The 16,991-nt window shown below is 71.6% G+C and carries 18 protein-coding genes; 4 read left to right on the top strand and 14 right to left on the bottom strand.

What is annotated here, in order from left to right:
* Positions 1–130: 130 nt before the first annotated feature.
* The 4 genes from A6P39_RS11325 to A6P39_RS11310 all read left to right on the top strand — a co-directional run bounded on the left by A6P39_RS11325 (position 131) and on the right by A6P39_RS11310 (position 3,463).
* Complete coding sequence (locus A6P39_RS11325) at positions 131–679, top strand: DUF1697 domain-containing protein (RefSeq protein ID WP_067056133.1); 549 nt, start codon at positions 131–133, stop codon at positions 677–679.
* 34 nt (positions 680–713) lie between these two features.
* Positions 714–1,730 carry a ketopantoate reductase family protein gene (locus tag A6P39_RS11320; RefSeq protein WP_067056130.1) on the top strand — a complete coding sequence of 339 codons (1,017 nt, stop codon included), beginning with the start codon at positions 714–716 and terminating at the stop codon, positions 1,728–1,730.
* 100 nt (positions 1,731–1,830) lie between these two features.
* Positions 1,831–2,538 carry a mycothiol-dependent nitroreductase Rv2466c family protein gene (locus tag A6P39_RS11315; protein ID WP_067056127.1) on the top strand — a complete coding sequence of 236 codons (708 nt, stop codon included), beginning with the start codon at positions 1,831–1,833 and terminating at the stop codon, positions 2,536–2,538.
* Between the two features lie 631 nt (positions 2,539–3,169).
* Positions 3,170–3,463 carry a hypothetical protein gene (locus A6P39_RS11310; RefSeq protein ID WP_067056124.1) on the top strand — a complete coding sequence of 98 codons (294 nt, stop codon included), beginning with the start codon at positions 3,170–3,172 and terminating at the stop codon, positions 3,461–3,463.
* Positions 3,464–3,521: 58 nt separating this feature from the next.
* On the opposite strand, the gene A6P39_RS11305 is transcribed toward A6P39_RS11310, so the two are convergent.
* The 14 genes from A6P39_RS11305 to A6P39_RS11240 form a co-directional block, all read right to left on the bottom strand.
* Entirely contained in the window at positions 3,522–4,259 is a 738-nt protein-coding gene (locus A6P39_RS11305; RefSeq protein WP_067056122.1) for a sirohydrochlorin chelatase, read from the bottom strand.
* Position 4,260: 1 nt separating this feature from the next.
* The gene (locus tag A6P39_RS11300; protein WP_067056119.1) at positions 4,261–5,145 is read right to left on the bottom strand and encodes an ABC transporter permease; all 885 of its coding nucleotides are present in this window, start codon (positions 5,143–5,145) and stop codon (positions 4,261–4,263) included.
* Positions 5,132–5,935 (bottom strand): ABC transporter ATP-binding protein, encoded by an 804-nt coding sequence (locus A6P39_RS11295; RefSeq protein WP_199841041.1) that lies wholly within the window; start codon positions 5,933–5,935, stop codon positions 5,132–5,134. The genes A6P39_RS11300 and A6P39_RS11295 overlap by 14 nt, the downstream gene beginning before the upstream one ends.
* A gap of 12 nt (positions 5,936–5,947) precedes the next feature.
* The gene (locus A6P39_RS11290) at positions 5,948–7,057 is read right to left on the bottom strand and encodes an aliphatic sulfonate ABC transporter substrate-binding protein (protein ID WP_067056113.1); all 1,110 of its coding nucleotides are present in this window, start codon (positions 7,055–7,057) and stop codon (positions 5,948–5,950) included.
* A 223-nt stretch (positions 7,058–7,280) separates the two neighbouring features.
* Positions 7,281–8,615 carry a sulfate adenylyltransferase subunit 1 gene (locus A6P39_RS11285; RefSeq protein WP_067056110.1) on the bottom strand — a complete coding sequence of 445 codons (1,335 nt, stop codon included), beginning with the start codon at positions 8,613–8,615 and terminating at the stop codon, positions 7,281–7,283.
* A gap of 2 nt (positions 8,616–8,617) precedes the next feature.
* Positions 8,618–9,562, bottom strand: a complete 945-nt coding sequence (gene cysD / locus A6P39_RS11280) for a sulfate adenylyltransferase subunit CysD (protein ID WP_067056107.1) — start codon at positions 9,560–9,562, stop codon at positions 8,618–8,620.
* Entirely contained in the window at positions 9,559–10,095 is a 537-nt protein-coding gene (gene cysC / locus A6P39_RS11275) for an adenylyl-sulfate kinase (protein WP_067056104.1), read from the bottom strand. The genes cysD and cysC overlap by 4 nt, the downstream gene beginning before the upstream one ends.
* Before the next feature lie 83 nt (positions 10,096–10,178).
* Complete coding sequence (locus A6P39_RS11270; protein WP_067056102.1) at positions 10,179–10,898, bottom strand: phosphoadenylyl-sulfate reductase; 720 nt, start codon at positions 10,896–10,898, stop codon at positions 10,179–10,181.
* Complete coding sequence (locus A6P39_RS11265) at positions 10,895–11,077, bottom strand: hypothetical protein (RefSeq protein ID WP_067056099.1); 183 nt, start codon at positions 11,075–11,077, stop codon at positions 10,895–10,897. Before A6P39_RS11265 ends, A6P39_RS11270 begins: the two co-directional genes overlap by 4 nt.
* Entirely contained in the window at positions 11,074–12,771 is a 1,698-nt protein-coding gene (locus A6P39_RS11260; RefSeq protein ID WP_067056097.1) for a nitrite/sulfite reductase, read from the bottom strand. Before A6P39_RS11260 ends, A6P39_RS11265 begins: the two co-directional genes overlap by 4 nt.
* A 125-nt stretch (positions 12,772–12,896) precedes the next feature.
* Positions 12,897–12,980, bottom strand: a complete 84-nt coding sequence (locus tag A6P39_RS11255; RefSeq protein WP_309486338.1) for a putative leader peptide — start codon at positions 12,978–12,980, stop codon at positions 12,897–12,899.
* A gap of 139 nt (positions 12,981–13,119) precedes the next feature.
* Complete coding sequence (locus A6P39_RS11250) at positions 13,120–13,692, bottom strand: GNAT family N-acetyltransferase (RefSeq protein WP_067056094.1); 573 nt, start codon at positions 13,690–13,692, stop codon at positions 13,120–13,122.
* A 269-nt stretch (positions 13,693–13,961) separates the two neighbouring features.
* Positions 13,962–15,296, bottom strand: coding sequence for a hypothetical protein (locus tag A6P39_RS11245; RefSeq protein ID WP_067056091.1), 1,335 nt, complete (start codon positions 15,294–15,296; stop codon positions 13,962–13,964).
* A gap of 177 nt (positions 15,297–15,473) precedes the next feature.
* On the bottom strand, positions 15,474–16,760 hold the full coding sequence (locus A6P39_RS11240) for a GAF domain-containing protein (RefSeq protein WP_199841043.1): 1,287 nt from the start codon (positions 16,758–16,760) through the stop codon (positions 15,474–15,476).
* Positions 16,761–16,991: the final 231 nt, after the last annotated feature.

The following is a 16,991-nucleotide window of genomic DNA, read 5'->3' as shown; positions in this document are numbered from 1 at the left end:
AAGTCACAGCTGCGTGGAGAGGTTGATCCGGCCCCCGCCCATCGGACAGAGTTTCGCGCAGCCCGCCCTGCGCGGGCCCGGCCGTCGTGCCCGCCCCCACGGGGCACGACGGCCCTTCTAGGCTGGCGGGATGACGACCTACGCGGCGCTGTTGCGCGGAATCAATGTCGGCGGCGCCAAGAAGGTGCCCATGGCCGAGCTGCGGACCCTGCTGACCGGCCTCGGTCACACCGGCGTACGGACCTATCTGCAAAGCGGCCAGGCCGTCTTCAGCACCGGCCGAGGGGACGAGGAGTCGCTGGCGGCGGAGCTGAGCCGGGCGATCGAGGAGCGCTTCGGCTTCCCGGTCGACGTGCTCGTGCGCGACCACGCGTATCTGCGGGCCGTGGCCGAGGCCTGCCCGTTCCCGGCCGCCGACCTGCAGGCCAGGCAACTGCACGTCACGTACTTCTCCGCACCCGTCACCCCGGACCGTTATGCCGGCATCGACCGATCCGCCCACCTGCCCGAGGAGTTCCGCCTCGGCGACCGCTGCCTGTACCTCTACGCCCCGGACGGCGTCGGCCGCTCCAAGCTCGCCGAGACACTGGGCCGGCAGCCGGCCAAGGGACTGATCGCCACGAGCCGGAACTGGAACACGGTGCTCAAACTGGTGGAGTTGACGGCTGAGGAGCAGTGACGGGGCGCGGGCACGCGTGTGCGAAGCTCGACCCATGCGCTACGTCATCATCGGGGCGGGAGCGGTCGGCGGGACCGTCGGCGGACGTCTCGCCCAGGCCGGACGTGAGGTCGTTCTCGTGGCCCGCGGCAAGCACTTGGCGGCTCTGGCCGGACACGGTCTGCGACTGCGGGTTCCGGAAGGGGAGTTGACGTACCGGCTGCCCGCCGTCGACGGGCCCGGTCCGCTCGGCGAGCTGCGCGCCGACGACGTCCTCGTCCTCGCCGTGAAGACCCAGGACACCGTGTCCGCGCTGCAGACCTGGGCGGAGCTGCCCGTGACGGGCGGCGGTACGGCGGCGGAGCGGCTGCCGCTCGTCTGCCTGCAGAACGGCGTGGAGAGCGGACGGCTGGCACTGCGCCGCTTCCGGCGCGTGTACGGCGTCTGCGTCTGGCTGCCCTCGACCTTCGTGGAGCCCGGCGTCGTCTCCGCCGCGGGCAGCCCGCTCACCGGCATCCTGCACCTCGGCCGGCTGCCGCACGGCACCGACGACACCGCCCGCCGGATCGCCGCCGACCTGGCCGGCGCCCGCTTCGAGGCACCGGTCGTGCCGGACGTGGCCCGCTGGCAGTACGCCAAGCTGCTCTGGAACCTCGGCACCGCCTTCGAGGCGCTGTGCGGACCCGCCGCCGACGACGCCGCGCACGCCCTGCTCGCGCGCGTACGCGCCGAGGGCGAGGCCGTGCTCGACGCCGCCGGTATCGCGCACGCGGACGCCGGGGAGCAGCGCGCGGCACGCGGCGACAAGGTGACCCTGGTGCCGCTGGACGGTGCCCCGCGCGGCGGCGGCTCCTCCTGGCAGTCCCTGGCCCGCGGCACCGGCACCATCGAGGCGGACTACCTCAACGGCGAGATCGCCCTGCTCGGCCGGCTGCACGGCGTGGCCACCCCGCTGAACGAACTCCTCCAGTCGCTCGCGAACCGGTTCGCCCGCGAGGGCCGGGCCGCCGGGTCGATGCCGGTCGGGGAACTGGTGCGCAGGGCCGACGCGGTGGCGCGGCGGACCGGCTGAGTGTCCCGTGGACCGGCCCGGAAGCCCAGCCGATTGGCCCAGAAAAAGAGGAAGCAAGTGGGCCGGGATCCTGTACCGGTGTCCGACTAGCGTCATCGCCATGACGCACAGTTCCTCTGCCGCTGCCCCTGCCACCGCCACCTCTGCTTCCGTTTCTGCTTCCACCGATCCCTCCGCGTCCGCCTCCGCCTTCGTGGAAGCCGGCCGTACCCGGGTCGACTTCTTCTTCGACCCGGCCTGCCCCTTCGCCTGGATCACCTCCCGCTGGCTGCTGGAGGTCGAGCGGCTGCGCCCGCTCGACCTCCGGTTCCGGGCGATGAGCCTGTACCTGCACAACATCGGCAACGAACTCCCGGACTGGTACCGGGACTTGGTGGACCGTTCGATCGGCCCGGTACGGGTCGCCGTGGCCGCGGCGGAACAGCACGGCGAGGGCGTGCTGCGCGACCTCTACACCGCGCTCGGCACTCGGATCCACGAACGCGGCGTCAAGGACTTCGACGAGGTGATCGCCGAGTCGCTGGCCGAACTGGGGCTCCCCGCAGGGCTGGCGGCCGCCGCCCACGACCCGGCGTACGACGACGCCGTACGCCGCAGCCACACGGCCGGGGCCGAACCGGAGACGGGCGGCTATGTCGGCACCCCCACCCTCCACGTCGACGGCACGGTGTGGTTCGGGCCGGTCCTGCGCGCCGTGCCGCGCGGTGCCGAGGCGGCCGAACTCTTCGACAGCTTCCGGGTGTTGGCCCGTCATCCCGACTTCTTCGAACTCAAGCGCACCCGCACCGGCGCCCTCCGCTTCGACTGACCGGCGGCCGGATTGGCTGATAAGCGCCCCTGTGGCGCCGGGAGTTCGTTCTCCCAGTGACACACCGGCCGCGCCCGGCGCAGAACGAAGAGCCACCGGGTCCGACGTCACAGGGGAGCGCCGGACCCGGTGGCCTTGTACCACGCCGCCGCCCTCCGGCGGCCCGGCTCGCCGAACCTCGCGACAAAGTCCTCCGCTTGTCCCTAGGGTCGACAGCACGGACGGGCCGTACAGGGGGACGAGGGGGACGCATGAGCGGGACAGGCAGGGCGCGGGCGGGGCTGAGGCCCCACCGCGCGGGCACGGTGCCCCGGCGCCTGGCCGGCCGCCCCGCGCCCGAGCCCTGGCACCCGCCCGCGTGCGCGCGCCCGCGCCGTACGCCTGCGCGCCGTACGCCCGCGTGGCTCGCGCCCGCGGGGCCTGGTCAACGGATGCCGATCACCCGCATGGGTGGCGATTTTCGGCCCACTCCGCGCCATCGCGACCGCCCGGGCCCCCAACCGCCCCACAGCGACCCGCAGCCGCTCCGCACGGCCGCACCCGCGCCCCCGCGAGGTCGGTAACGTCAGCGGTCCCGCACCCCACCCCCCAGCCCCCATGGCTCCTTTCGAGCCAGAAGCGAGGACAGGACATGAGCACGTACTTCGGTGACCACGGCCGCATGGGCATCGACAGCGGCCCGCCGGACCTGGAGACCCTCATGGCCGTCGCGGACCGGCTCATCGAGGCGCTGGGGGCCGAGTACCCGGCGCTCGTCGTGCACGGCGAGACCGTCCACCGCCAGCTGGAGGAGTCCACCGAGGACGGGCTGCCGCCCAACCGGGGCAAGATCCGCACCGCGCTGGAGGAGGTCGCCATCGTGGCGGGCGCCGGCACCGGCAGCCTCACCTTCACCCGGCAGCTCCTGCACGCCCTCGACCTGTGACCGGCCGGAGCGTCACCGTCGGCAGGCCCCGGACACCCTCCGCGGCGCACCGGTGCGCTCAGGCGCCCAGCGCCGCCAGCGCCGGCCGGCGGGCCGCGTCGTAGCGCTCCAGCAGTACCCGCGCCACCTCGGGCGCAGGTCCCAGCACGTCCGCCCGTACGTCCGCCCCGGCCGCGCCCCGCGTGATGCGGTCCGGCAGAAAGCCGGGGGCCAGGACGTACGGCGCGACGGCGACCCGCGCGCAGCCGAGCGCGCGCAGCTCGGCCACGGCGTCCTCGGTGCGCGGCAGGGATGCGGAGGCGAACGCAGGCCGCACGGCGCACCAACCGGTGTGCCACCACTCCCGCGCGATTCTTGCGATCACTGCGATCGCCTCCGGGTCGGAGGACCCCGCCGAGGCCAGCACGACCCCGGTCGAGGGCTTGTCGGCGGGGGCCAGCCCCGCCTCGTACAGCCGCCGCTCCAGCGCGGACAGCAGCAGCGGGGACGGACCGAGCACCTCCGCCTGCCGGATCCGCAGCCGCGCCGGCGCCTCCCGCAGCACGGCGGGGATGTCCGCCTTGGCATGGAAGGCGCGGGTCAGCAGCAGCGGCAGGGCGACGACGTCCCGCACGCCCTCAGCCGCGAGTGACTCCAGCACCCCGTGCACGGACGGGACGTTGAAGTCCAGGAACCCGGTCTCCACGCGCAGCCCGGGCCGCAGCGACCGCACCCGCTCCACGAGGGCGTGCACGGTCGCCGCGTGCCGCGGATCGCGGCTGCCGTGGGCGATGACGACAAGGACCGGGGCGCGCATGTCAGCCCTTCACCAGCAGGCCGCGGCTGCGCAGCACCCACCGCTCCAGCGGGCTGAAGATGAGCAGGTCGATGGCGATGCCGACGAACAGGATGAGCAGGATCGCCTCGAAGACCATGGCCATGTCGCTGGCGGTGCGGGCGTTCTCCAGCAGCTGGCCGAGGCCGGTGCCGAGGTCGGGGAAGTTGGCGATGATCTCCGCGGCCATCAGGGAGCGCCAGGAGAACGCCCAGCCCTGCTTCATGCCCGCCACATAGCCGGGCAGGGCGGCGGGCAGGGTGACGTGCCAGGTGCCCTTCAGGCCGGTGGCGCCCAGCGTGCGGCCCGCCCGCAGGAACAGCGGCGGCACCTGGTCGACGCCGGACACCAGGCCGTTGGCGATGGACGGAACCGCACCGAGCAGGATCACCGCGTACATCATCGAGTTGTTCAGGCCCAGCCAGATCACGGCCGGCGGCACCCACGCCACGGAGGGCAGCGACTGCAGTCCGGACAGGATCGGGCCGATGGCCGCGCGCACGAACTTCACCCGCGCCACCAGCAGACCCAGCGGGGTGCCGATGACCAGCGCGAAGCAGAAGCCGAGCAGACCGCGCGAGACGGACGTCCAGATGTAGCCGAGCAGTTTGCCCTGCAGCCAGTCGTTGCGGAAGGCGTGCCAGACCGCGCCCGGCGTGGGCAGCTTGGTCGGATCGTCGACGATCTTCAGGGTTATCAGGCCCTGCCAGATCACCAGCACCACGACGATCGCGGTGATCGGCGGCACGATCTTGTCGACGAAGGTCTTGCGGAACGGCGTACGGCCCTGCTGCGCGGTCTCCAGGGCGTCGAGGCCCGCCTCCACGCTCCCCGTCCCGGGAGCGCTCGTCGTCTCAGTGCTGGCCATGGCGGCGGATCTCCCCACGCAGTACTTCGGTGATCTCGAGGGACAGTTCCGCCACGGGCGCGTCCTCGATGCGCCGCGGCTGCGCAATGCCGACCTCCCACGTCCGGGCCACCCGGCCCGGACGGGAGGACAGCAGCACGACCCGCTGCGCGAGCCGCACCGCCTCGCGCACGTTGTGCGTCACGAACAGCACCGACAGCCCGGTCTCGGACCAGATACGGGTCAGCTCGTCGTGCAGCACGTCCCGGGTGATGGCGTCCAGGGCCGCGAACGGCTCGTCCATCAGCAGCAGGTTGCTCTCCTGCGCGAGCGCGCGGGCCATCGCCACGCGCTGGCGCATACCGCCGGACAGCTCGTGCACGCGCTTGCCGTACGCGCCCTGCAGCCGGACGAGCTCGAGCAGCTCCTCGGCCTTGCCGCGCCGCTCGGACTTGGCAACCCCCCTGAGTTTCAGGGCGAGTTCGATGTTCTTGCCCGCGGTCAGCCACGGGAACAGGGCGTGCTCCTGGAACATCAGCGCCGGACGGCCGTCCGTGGTGATGGACCCGGCGGTCGGCCCATCGAGGCCGGCCACCAGGTTCAGCAGGGTGGACTTGCCGCAGCCCGAGGCCCCCAGGAGGGTGACGAACTCGCCGGGCGCGACATCGAGGCTGATGTCGTCCAGGACGAGCTGCTGCCCGCCCGGTCCCGGATAGGACTTCGAGACGTGTTCGAGGCGTGCGGCGTACTCGACCGACGGGGCGGCCTCGGCAAGGGTCGTGGCCATGGTCGTCACCTCCTGGGAAGTCATCGGGAAGGGGCGTCAGCTGGTGCCGAGACCGGCGGCGTCGACCGGGCTCGCACCCTCGGCCTTGAGGACCTTGTCGAGGATCGTCAGGTCGTAGATCCCCTTCAGGTCCGGCTTCGCCAGCAGGCCGGCCTTGACCGCGTGCTGCGCCTCGGTGTTCAAGGTGGCGGCCAGCGGGTCGTCGGTGAACTGGATGGACTTCCACGCCGGGTCCAGGACCTTCGCGGGCAGCGCCTTGCCGGAGTCGTCGGCCAGCTGCTTGTTCGCCGCGGCCTTCGCCTGGCCGGGGTTGGCGTTGATCCACTTGTTGGTCTCGACGGAGGCCTTCAGCACGGCCTCGACGGCCTTCGGGTGCTCCTTGAGGAAGGCCTGGCGCACGATGATGTTCGTGATGACGAACTTCTTGTCCGGCCACAGGGAGGACTCGTCGAGCAGTACCTTGCCGCCCTCGGCGACCAGCTTGGACGCGGTCGGCTCCGGCACCCAGGCGCCGTCGACGGAGCCCGCCTTGAAGGCGTCCGGGGTCACCTTGTTGTCGCTGCGGACGACCGTGACATCGCCCTTGCCGCTCTGCGGGTCGATCTTCCAGCCCTGCTCGGCCGCCCAGTTGAGGAACGCCACGTCCTGGGTGTTGCCCAGCTGCGGGGTGGCGATCTTCTTGCCCTTGACGTCCTTGAGGGACGTGATCTTCTTCGCGTTCACGACCAGCTTCACCCCGCCGGACGCCGAACCACCGATGATCCTCAGGCTCTTGCCGTTCGACTTGGTGTAGCCGTTGATCGCGGGGGAGGGCCCGATCCAGCCGATGTCGATGGAGCCGGAGTTCAGGGCCTCGATCTCGGAGGGACCGGCGTTGAAGGTCGCGTAGTCCGCCTTGGTGGCGCCCAGCTCCTTCTGGAAGATGCCCCGCTGACGGCCGACCAGCGCGGTGGCGTGCGTCAGGTTGCCGAAGTAACCGATCTTCACGGTGTCGAGGCCGTCGATCTTCTTGGCCCCGGAGGCGATCTTGGCGGTGTCGTCGTTCTTGGCGTGGGAACCGTAACCGCAGGCGGCGAGAGTGAGCAGCGGGAGCGCGGCGAGCGCGGCTACCCCGCGACGCACAAGCTTGGAGCGGATGGCAGGCACGGGAGGTCTTCCTCTCGTTGGCCCGGCGGTCACGGTCTTTCAGGTCGTGGCCGGGAGGTCGGCAGGTCTTCGTCTACTGCGGTGGGGGGTGAGGGCGCGCAAGCGGTGCGCGTACGTCAGCACACACATCGGGCCACTCCGCCCTGCCCGCTGCCGAGGGCGCCGCTGCCGATGCGGCCGCCCTCCTTCGCGAACGTCGAATAGACATCGGTCGGGTTCATGCTCAGAAGTCCCAGCCGTCGTCGTCGGCCGCGTCCTTGACCGGCTCGGGGGCGGCGAACGACTCGCCGACCATGCCCGCGGTGAGCGTGGTGCCGTCGGCGGGGTCGATCAGGATGAACGAGCCGGTGCGCCGCGAGTCGGCGTAGGAGTCGACCGGCAGCGGCTCGGCGGTACGGATCTTCACCCGGCCGATGTCGTTGGCGACGAGCTGCCCTGGGTGCGGGTGCAGGGACAGGTCGGCCAGCGTGAGCCGGGACGGGATGTCCTTCACGATCGCCTTGACCGTGCGGGTGCCGTGCTTGAGCAGCACGCGGTGCCCGACGGTCAGCGGGGCGTCGGCCACGTGGCACACGGTCGCCTCCACGTCCTGGGTGGTGGCCGGCGCGTCCTTCGTCGGCACGATCAGATCGCCGCGCGAGACGTCGACGTCGTCCTCGAGCAGGATCGTCACCGACTGCGTCGTCCATGCCACGTCGACCGGCTCGCCCAGCAGGTCGATGCCGGAGATCTTCGTGGTCCGGCCCGACGGCAGGATCGTGACCGGCTCACCGACGCGGAAGGTGCCGGCCGCGATCTGGCCCGCGTAGCCCCGGTAGTCGGGGTGCTCGGCGGTCTGCGGCCGGATCACGTACTGCACGGGCAGCCGGGCGTGGCAGTGCGTCAGGTCGTGGCTGACCGGCACCGTCTCCAGGTGCTCCAGGACGGTCGGGCCGCCGTACCAGTCCATGTTCGCGGACGGCTCCACCACGTTGTCACCGGCGAGCGCCGAGATCGGGATCGCGGTGACCTCGGGGACGCCCAGCTCGGTCGCGTACGCCGTGAACTCCTCGGCGATCGCGGCGAAGGCCCGCTCCTCGTAGGCGACGAGGTCCATCTTGTTGACCGCGAGGACCACGTGCGGGACACGCAGCAGCGCGGCGATGGCCGCGTGCCGGCGGGTCTGCTCGACCACGCCGTTGCGGGCGTCGACCAGGATCACGGTCAGCTCGGCCGTGGAGGCGCCCGTGACCATGTTGCGGGTGTACTGCACATGGCCCGGCGTGTCGGCCAGGATGAACCGGCGCCGGGGCGTGGCGAAGTAGCGGTAGGCCACGTCGATGGTGATGCCCTGCTCCCGCTCGGCGCGCAGGCCGTCGGTGAGCAGCGCGAGGTCGGGTGCCTCCTGCCCGCGGCTCGCCGAGGCGCGCTCCACGGCCTCCAGTTGGTCGGCCAGGACCGACTTGGAGTCGTGCAGCAGCCGCCCGACGAGCGTGGACTTGCCGTCGTCGACGGAGCCGGCGGTGGCGAACCGCAGCAGCGTGGTGGCCGAGAGCGCCTCGGTCGTGGTCGTGCTCATGGCTAGAAGTACCCCTCGCGCTTGCGGTCTTCCATCGCGGCCTCGGACAGCTTGTCGTCGGCACGGCTCGCGCCCCGCTCGGTGAGCCGGGAGGCGGCGATCTCGGCGATCACGGCGTCCAGCGTGGTGGCCTCGGAGTCCACCGCGCCCGTGCAGGACATGTCACCGACCGTGCGGTAGCGCACGAGCCGCTTCTCCACGCTCTCGCCGTCCTTGGGGCCGCCCCACTCGCCGGCGGTCAGCCACATGCCGCCGCGGGCGAACACCTCACGCTCGTGCGCGAAGTAGATCTGCGGCAGCTCGATGTCCTCGCGGGCGATGTACTGCCACACGTCCAGCTCGGTCCAGTTCGACAGCGGGAAGACACGGACGTGCTCGCCCGGGGCGTGCCGGCCGTTGTACAGGTTCCACAGCTCGGGGCGCTGGCGGCGCGGGTCCCACTGGGAGAACTCGTCGCGCAGCGAGAACACCCGCTCCTTGGCGCGGGCCTTCTCCTCGTCACGGCGGCCGCCGCCGAAGACGGCGTCGAACCTCTCGCTCTGGATCTTCTCCGTCAGCGGCAGCGTCTGCAGCGGGTTGCGGGTGCCGTCGGGACGTTCCCTGAGCACACCCCGGTCGATGTAGTCCTGGACGGAGGCCACATGCAGGCGCAGCCCATGGGCGGCCACCACACGGTCCCGGTAGTCAAGGACTTCGGGGAAGTTGTGTCCCGTGTCCACATGCAGCAGCGAGAAGGGGACCGCGGACGGCGCGAACGCCTTCAGCGCCAGGTGCAGCATGACGATGGAGTCCTTGCCCCCGGAGAACAGGATCACCGGGTTCTCGAACTCGCCCGCCACCTCACGGAAGATGTGCACGGCCTCGGACTCCAGCGCGTCCAGGTGCGACAGGGCGTACGGGCTGTCCGTACCCTCGCCGCCGGTCGCGGACTCGGCGACGGTGGTCATGCCAGTCCCCTCTCGCTCAGCAGGGCGTACACGGACGCCGCGGACTCCTGCACGGTCTGGTTGTGGGACTCGATGCGCAGGTCCGGGGTCCGGGGCTCCTCGTACGGGTCGTCGACCCCGGTGAGTCCGGTCAGCTCGCCCGCGGCCTGCTTGGCGTACAGCCCCTTCACATCGCGGACGCTGCACACCTCGACGGGCGTCGCCACGTGGATCTCCAGGTACGGCGTGGCGTTCTGCGCGTGCCGCTCGCGCACCGCGCTGCGGCTGTCCGCGTACGGCGCGATCACCGGCACCAGCGCCTTGACGCCGTTGCGGGCGAGCAGTTCGGCGACGAAGCCGATGCGCTGCACGTTGGTGTGCCGGTCCTCGCGGCTGAAGCCGAGACCCGCCGAGATGAACTCGCGGATCTCGTCACCGTCGAGCACCTCGACGCGGTGGCCCTCGCCGCGCAGCCGGCCGGCCAGCTCGTACGCGATGGTGGTCTTGCCGGCGCTCGGCAGACCCGTGAGCCAGACGGTGGCTCCGCTCGTCACGTGGTTCTCCTGGGTCGCATTGGTCGCTTCCGTCACAGCAGCAGCCGTAGCCGCGGCCGCCGTGTGAGCGGCTGTGTTCGTCGTCATCCGTGCAGCCCGCACTCGGTCTTGGCGCGGCCCGCCCAGCGGCCGGCCCGCGCGTCCTCGCCCTCGAGGACCCGGCGGGTGCACGGGGCACAGCCGATGGAGGCGTAGCCGTCCATCAGCAACGGGTTGGTGAGGACGCCGTGTTCGGCGACGTAGGCGTCCACGTCGTCCTGCGTCCAGCGGGCGATCGGGGAGATCTTGACCTTCTGCCGCTTCTCGTCCCAGCCGACGACCGGGGTGTTCGCCCGGGTCGGGGACTCGTCGCGGCGCAGCCCGGTCGCCCAGGCCTGATAGCCCTTCAGGCCCTCTTCGAGCGGCTTGACCTTGCGCAGGGCGCAGCACAGGTCGGGGTCGCGGTCGTGCAGCCGGGGGCCGTACTCCGCGTCCTGTTCGGCGACCGTCTGCTTCGGCGTGAGGGTGATGACGTTGACGTCCATCACCGCCTCGACGGCGTCCCGGGTGCCGATGGTCTCCGGGAAGTGGTAGCCGGTGTCGAGGAAGACGACGTCCACGGCGGCCCCGCCCTCGCGCACGCGCGAGGCGAGATGGGCGACCACGGCGTCCTCCATGGAGGAGGTGACGCAGAACTTCGTGCCGAAGGTGTCCACCGCCCACTTCAGGATCTCCAGGGCGGAGGCGTCCTCCAGCTCACGGCCCGCCTGCTCGGCGAGCGCCTTCAGCTCCTCGGCCGTACGCTGTTCCTGAGCCGTCGTCATATCCGCTCATCCCCTCCGTTGTCGGCTCGCTGCAGCCCCCGGGCGAGCAGCCCGAGGAACTTCAGCTGGAATGCGCGGTTGCACGCCCCGCATTCCCAGGCGCCGTGACCCTGCTCGCCCGGACGCAGGTCCTCCTCACCGCAGTAGGGGCAGTAGAAGGGCGCGGCACGCTCGCTCACGACAGAGCCTCCTCAGAGGCCCGGGAAGCCCAGGCGGCGAACCGCTCGCCGTCCTCGCGCTCCGCCTGGAAGCGCTTGAGGACCCGCTCGATGTAGTCGGGCAGCTCCTGCGAGGTGACCTTCAGACCGCGCACCTTGCGGCCGAAGCCGGCCTCGAGGCCGAGGGCGCCGCCGAGGTGCACCTGGTAGCCCTCGACCTGCTCGCCCTGGTCGTCGAGGACCAGTTGGCCCTTCAGGCCGATGTCGGCGACCTGGATACGGGCACAGGCGTTCGGGCAGCCGTTGAGGTTGATGGTGATCGGCTCGTCGAAGTCCGGCAGCCGGCGCTCGAGTTCGTCGATCAGCTGGGAGCCGCGCTGCTTGGTCTCGACGATGGCGAGCTTGCAGAACTCGATGCCGGTGCAGGCCATGGTGCCGCGCCGGAAGGTGGACGGCCGCGCGGTCAGGTCCAGCGCCTCCAGGCCCTCGACCAGCGAGTCGACCTTGTCCTGCGCGACGTCGAGGACGATCATCTTCTGCTCGACGGTGGTGCGCACCCGGCCGGAACCGTGCGCCTCGGCGAGGTCGGCGATCTTCGTGAGCGTGGCGCCGTCGACCCGGCCGACCCGCGGGGCGAAGCCGACGTAGAACCGGCCGTCCTTCTGCCGGTGCACACCGATGTGGTCGCGCCACTGCTGCACGGGCTGCTCGGGAGCGGGCCCGTCGGCCAGCTCGCGCTTCAGGTACTCGTCCTGGAGCACCTGACGGAACTTCTCCGCGCCCCAGTCGGCGACGAGGAACTTCAGCCGGGCGCGGTTGCGCAGCCGGCGGTAGCCGTAGTCACGGAAGATCGAGATGACGCCCTCGTAGACGTCCGGCACCTCGTCGACGGGCACCCAGGCGCCGAGCCGCACCCCCAGCTTGGGGTTGGTGGACAGGCCGCCGCCGACCCACACGTCGAAGCCCGGGCCGTGCTCGGGGTGCCGCACCCCGACGAACGCCACGTCGTTGATCTCGTGCACCACGTCCAGCAGCGGCGAACCCGAGATGGCCGTCTTGAACTTGCGGGGGAGGTTCGAGTACGCCTTGTTGTTCAGGACCCGGCGCTTTATCTCCTCCAGCGCCGGCGTGCCGTCGATGATCTCGTCCTCGGCGATGCCCGCCACCGGGGAGCCGATCATCACACGCGGGGTGTCACCGCAGGCGGTGACGGTGGACAGGCCCACGGCCTCCAGCCGTTCCCAGATCTCGGGCACGTTCTCGATCTGGATCCAGTGGTACTGGACGTTCTGCCGGTCGGTGATGTCCGCGGTGCCGCGCGCGAACTCCTGCGAGATCTCGCCGATCACCCGCAGCTGCCGCGTGGTGAGCGCACCGCCGTCGATGCGCACGCGCAGCATGAAGTACGAGTCGTCCAGCTCCTCCGGTTCCAGGACCGCGGTCTTGCCGCCGTCGATCCCGGGCTTGCGCTGGGTGTACAGACCCCACCAGCGCATGCGTCCGCGCAGGTCGCTGGGGTCGATCGAGTCGAAACCGCGCTTGGAGTAGATCGTCTCAATGCGTGTCCGCACATTGAGACCGTCGTCGTCCTTCTTGACCTGCTCGTTGCCGTTGAGCGGGGTGAAGTGCCCCGCGGCCCACTGACCTTCACCACGGTGACGACTCACCTTGCGGCGGGGCGCGGATGCGGCGGGGTTCTGTGGGGTGGCGGCCATGGTTCTACGTCCTTCGGGACAGGCGGAATGCTGCTCTGACCTGCGCATACGAGCGCACGCGGGCATGGTTGCGCATCATTGCGCGGCAGAAATCAGGTGCGGGGAGTGCGGCGGTGCTGGTGGGCTCAGCTCGCCGGACAGATGGCGCTGGACATGCGGCCGAGATCGACGTGCCGCCGACTCACCAAGGCAATTCCAGTTCCAGACATGGCGGAAGCGTGTCACGGCGTTCTGGACACAGTCCAGCTTTATCCAGCATTCGGACATCCTGGTCTCGAAATGTGAAACAAGGGTGTCGTCGCTCACATGCGCTGTCCGAAGGCTTGTCCCGCCAGGTCGGGCGGGGTATCAGGCGGGGTACGCCCCGGGCCACGGACCGGGCGCCGCCGTGTCCGGCTCCAGCTCCACCTTGGTGTCGAACAGCCGGAAACCCCGCCGCTGGTAGTTGTCCATGGCGAACTCGCCGTCCTTGCTGCACGTGTGCAGCCACACGCGCTTCGTCGGGGCCCGTCCCGGCCACCGCTCGGCCAGGTCCCAGGCGCGGGCCGCGCCGTACGAGAGCAGATGCCCGCCGATGCGCCGGCCGCGGAAGGCGGGGACCAGACCGAAGTAGACGATCTCCACGGCGCCCTCGTCCTGCGCCTCCAGCTCCGCATAGCCGGCCGGGGTGCCCTGGTCGTAGGCCACCCAGGTCTCCACACCGGGCCGCTCCAGGTGCTCCTGCCACCGGGCGTACGTCCAGCCCAGCCGGTCGGTCCAGTGGATGTCGCCGCCGACCGAGGCGTAGAGGAAACGGCTGAACTCGGGGGAGGGGACCTCGGCGCGCACGATCCGTACGTCGCCCTCGGGCGCGGCGGCGGGCAGGAGGTCGGCCGGGGACGTCTGCTCCAGGGACCAGGTGGTGACAGGGACGCTGCTCATGCGGGCCAGAGAACCATCCCGGCGCGAATCTGTCGATCGCCCGGACCACCCCGGGCCCGGTCCGGGGAACGGTCCGGTCCGGGGCGGCGGCTGGTCCAGGAAGCGGTCCGGCAGGCGGCGGTTCGGTCCAGCGAGCGGTCCGGGTGGCGGCGGTTCGGTCCAGTGAGTGGTCCGGGTGGCGGCTCGGCTCGGAAAGTGGTCCGGCTACGGCTTGGCTCGGTGGCGGGCTCGGTCCGGCGAGCGGAGCGGTCCGGCTCCGGTGGCGGGGCTCAGTTCAGCGAGTGGTCGAGTTCGGTCAGCGGCAGCGCGAACAGCATGCGGTCCGACAGCGACCACACCTCGCCGGTCTGCCGCCAGTACGACAGCGAGCCCGCCGCCTCGGCCCAGCAGCGGTGCGAGGTGTCCGCCCCGCAATGGGCCGCCTTCGCCCCGGTGCCGTCCTGCCGCCACAGACTGCCGTGCCCGTCCCGCGAGCCGGGCAGATGTCCCACATACCAGGACGGATGGTCCGCACCGGCCTCCCGGTACGACAGCACGCCCCGGATCCCGGTGGCCCGGGTCCGGTACTCCTCCACCGCACTCACCTGTCCTGCGGCGTCCGTGGCGAGCAGCCCGCCGCGCCCGGGGGCGGTGCTGAACGCGTACCGCCACAACCGGGCCTTCAGGTCGCCGCCGGGCGCGGTCCACTCGGCGGCCACCAGGCTGCCCGGCGTGCTGCTGCGGTCCAGGGCGAGCGCGCCGGGGCAGGGCGCCGCGGAGGGGGCGCAGCGGCCGGCGGTGAAGCGGTACGAGCCGACCGCGGGCATCACGTACTGATAGCCGTCCGCGGACCATCCGCCGGACACCCTGCCGATCGCGGGCCCGTCGACCGTGGTGCGCTGGATGCGGTGCAGGTCGTAGACGTAGAGCGCGTCGGCGCTGCCCTCCCTGGCGGTGACCAGCAGCTTGTCCTGGTACCAGACCATCCCCGAAACCCCGGAGACCAGGCCCCGGTAGTCGCGGCCGCCGTCGCCCGGCACCACCAGCAGCACCCAGCGGTAGGCGAGGTGGGCGAGGTCGTCGGCGTTCACGAACGCGACCCGGGCGAGACCGCGCTCGGCAACTCGGCCGGCGGTGGTGCTGTGGGTCCAGCCGGCGAGCAGCACCCGGTGCGTGCCCAAGGCGCCGTCGTCGGCGGCGTCCCCGGAGCCGGTGACCGAGGCGGGCCGCCAGGCGGTGGCGGTGGTGTCCGCCGGGTCCCAGCAGTAGGCGCGGGTGGCGGCCGGGTCGACGGGCAGGGATGCGTGGTCGGCGGAGGAGCAGTCGTCGCCCGCGCGCATCGCGTGGTCGGCGCTCGCCAGTACGTCGTCCACGCCGACCGTGCCGCCCATCGCCGCGGACAGCCGGTCGAGCGTGCGGGTGGGGACCAGCTGCTCCTGGAGCCGCAGCCGGCCGGTGTCCGCCGGGGAGGAGAGGGGCTTGAGCGCGCCGGGGCTGTCGGTGACGTCCGCCTGCGAGACGCTGATCAGGGTGGCGGTCGCGGTGAGGGCCAGTGCGGTCCCGGCCAGGACCGCGCGTAGTGCGGCGCCCCGTCTGCGCCGCCGGTGTCTGCCGCGATGCTTCATCTCGTCCCCTCTTCCAGGGCTCCGTCGCCTCCGGACGGCCCAGCGGGCCGAGGCGGGCCAACTGCGCCTGATGATCCGGATGTTGACCCGTGGCACGGCTGGGGAGGCCCTCAGGGGATGCTACGGCAGTAACGGCCCGCGCAGGGCGAAGACCCCGCAAATACGCGGAAGACACCGTCAGGCCGTGCCGCTCCCGTCGCCGTGCGAAACCGTCCGACGGCGCGCGATCGCCGGTGCCGTCGAGGAAATCAGCAGGTCACGGGGGTCGTCGGGGAGCAGCACCTCGATCTCCACATCGTCGCAGAAACGATACGGCCGGTGTTGCAGAAGCTCCCCGAGATACCGTCGGATCCGCGACATCTCGGCCCGAACCGTCACCGTGCGTGAGGGATCCCCGAACAGATCCCCGGCGAGCGCTGCCGCACCCCGGCCCGAACGGTGCTCGGCGAGCAGGAAGATCAACTCCGCGTGGCGGGGACTGAGTTCACGCGTCCAGGAACCCGCCGAACCGGTCACCGTCAGGGTGCTGCGGGCCGCCCTGGCCAGGTCCAGCACGACCCGGGCGGCCCCGCCCGGCACTTCCTCCGTCGCCCGCAGCAACCAGCCCCCGGCCAGCGGCTCCACCGCGCACGACCCCAGCGACGGCAGCCATCTCAGGCCCGGCGAGAGCGACTTGGGCAACGCGACCCGCCGTACGTACGGCATCCCGGACACGGCCGCCGACCAGCCGTCCCGGTCCACCGCCAGTGCCCGCCCCTCCAGCCGGGCCAGCACCGGCGCCGCCACCGACCGCAGCCGCTCGAGCGAGTCCACATGCAACTCCCTCAGACGCGCCTCGGCGAGCTTGGCCACCGCGTCCACCCAGGCCAGGGTCGCCGGATGCATCGTCTCCAGCGGGCCGCTGACGTCCACGACACCGATCAGCCGGCCGTCCCTGGGATCGGTGATCGGGGCGCCCGTACAGGTCCACGAGGCGTGCGAGCGGACGAAGTGCTCGGCGGCGAAGACCTGTACGGGCCGGCGTACGACCGCCGGGGTCCCCACCCCGTTGGTACCGACGACTTCTTCCCGCCAGTCCGCGCCGAGTTCGAACCCCAGACCGTCGGCCTTGCGCAGCACCGGCGCGGCACCCTCCCGCCACAGCACGCGGCCGTCGGCGTCCGCGACGACCATGATGTGCTGGGCCACGTCCGCGACCGAAAGCAGACCCTCGCGCAGCACGGGCAGGACATGGCGCAGCGGTGACTCCTCACGCCGGCGCCGCACCTCGTCCGACGGGAGCAGACCCGACCTGAAGTCGTGATCGGGATCCACGCCGCTGCGCAGCATGCGCCCCCAGGACTGCTCGATCACCGGCCGCGGCGCGATCCGCGCACGCTGACCGGCGAGCGTGGCCGCGCGCACCTCGCTCAGCACCCGTGCCGCCTGCGCCGCGTCCACGGCGGCCAGGCGCGCCACGTTCATCGGCGGGTTCGCCACTGGGGTCCTCCCGGAAAAGGGCTTCGAACATACTTGTCAAGCCGCACCGGCGGCGGTTTCCGGCCCGGCTGTGCCTCACATACTGCCGCTCCGGACCGGGCGGAGGTACACACTCCGCACACGTGAGGCCAAACAAGTTGCAACCCCCTGCAACCCTGGTGAACTTATCGGGACTGGCCGAGACTTGACCCCCCGGGGTGGTGCCGTGTCGGCGCA

Source organism: Streptomyces sp. FXJ1.172 (assembly GCF_001636945.3).
Classification (GTDB): Bacteria; Actinomycetota; Actinomycetes; order Streptomycetales; family Streptomycetaceae; genus Streptomyces.
The sequence above is the reverse complement of the archived record's forward strand: the minus strand, read 5'-3'. Positions and strand labels throughout refer to the sequence as shown.

Excerpts from the sequence above, each read along its gene's own strand:
- cysD (WP_067056107.1), bottom strand. The coding sequence starts at position 9,562 with ATGACCACCGTCGCCGAGTCCGCGACCGGCGGCGAGGGTACGGACAGC.
- A6P39_RS11260 (WP_067056097.1), bottom strand. The coding sequence starts at position 12,771 with ATGGCCGCCACCCCACAGAACCCCGCCGCATCCGCGCCCCGCCGCAAG.
- A6P39_RS11250 (WP_067056094.1), bottom strand. The coding sequence starts at position 13,692 with ATGAGCAGCGTCCCTGTCACCACCTGGTCCCTGGAGCAGACGTCCCCG.
- A6P39_RS11320 (WP_067056130.1), top strand. The coding sequence starts at position 714 with ATGCGCTACGTCATCATCGGGGCGGGAGCGGTCGGCGGGACCGTCGGC.
- A6P39_RS11325 (WP_067056133.1), top strand. The coding sequence starts at position 131 with ATGACGACCTACGCGGCGCTGTTGCGCGGAATCAATGTCGGCGGCGCC.
- A6P39_RS11255 (WP_309486338.1), bottom strand. The coding sequence starts at position 12,980 with ATGTCTGGAACTGGAATTGCCTTGGTGAGTCGGCGGCACGTCGATCTC.
- A6P39_RS11300 (WP_067056119.1), bottom strand. The coding sequence starts at position 5,145 with ATGGCCAGCACTGAGACGACGAGCGCTCCCGGGACGGGGAGCGTGGAG.
- A6P39_RS11245 (WP_067056091.1), bottom strand. The coding sequence starts at position 15,296 with ATGAAGCATCGCGGCAGACACCGGCGGCGCAGACGGGGCGCCGCACTA.
- A6P39_RS11295 (WP_199841041.1), bottom strand. The coding sequence starts at position 5,935 with ATGACTTCCCAGGAGGTGACGACCATGGCCACGACCCTTGCCGAGGCC.
- A6P39_RS11310 (WP_067056124.1), top strand. The coding sequence starts at position 3,170 with ATGAGCACGTACTTCGGTGACCACGGCCGCATGGGCATCGACAGCGGC.
- A6P39_RS11270 (WP_067056102.1), bottom strand. The coding sequence starts at position 10,898 with ATGACGACGGCTCAGGAACAGCGTACGGCCGAGGAGCTGAAGGCGCTC.
- A6P39_RS11315 (WP_067056127.1), top strand. The coding sequence starts at position 1,831 with ATGACGCACAGTTCCTCTGCCGCTGCCCCTGCCACCGCCACCTCTGCT.
- A6P39_RS11305 (WP_067056122.1), bottom strand. The coding sequence starts at position 4,259 with ATGCGCGCCCCGGTCCTTGTCGTCATCGCCCACGGCAGCCGCGATCCG.
- A6P39_RS11240 (WP_199841043.1), bottom strand. The coding sequence starts at position 16,760 with ATGAACGTGGCGCGCCTGGCCGCCGTGGACGCGGCGCAGGCGGCACGG.
- A6P39_RS11285 (WP_067056110.1), bottom strand. The coding sequence starts at position 8,615 with ATGAGCACGACCACGACCGAGGCGCTCTCGGCCACCACGCTGCTGCGG.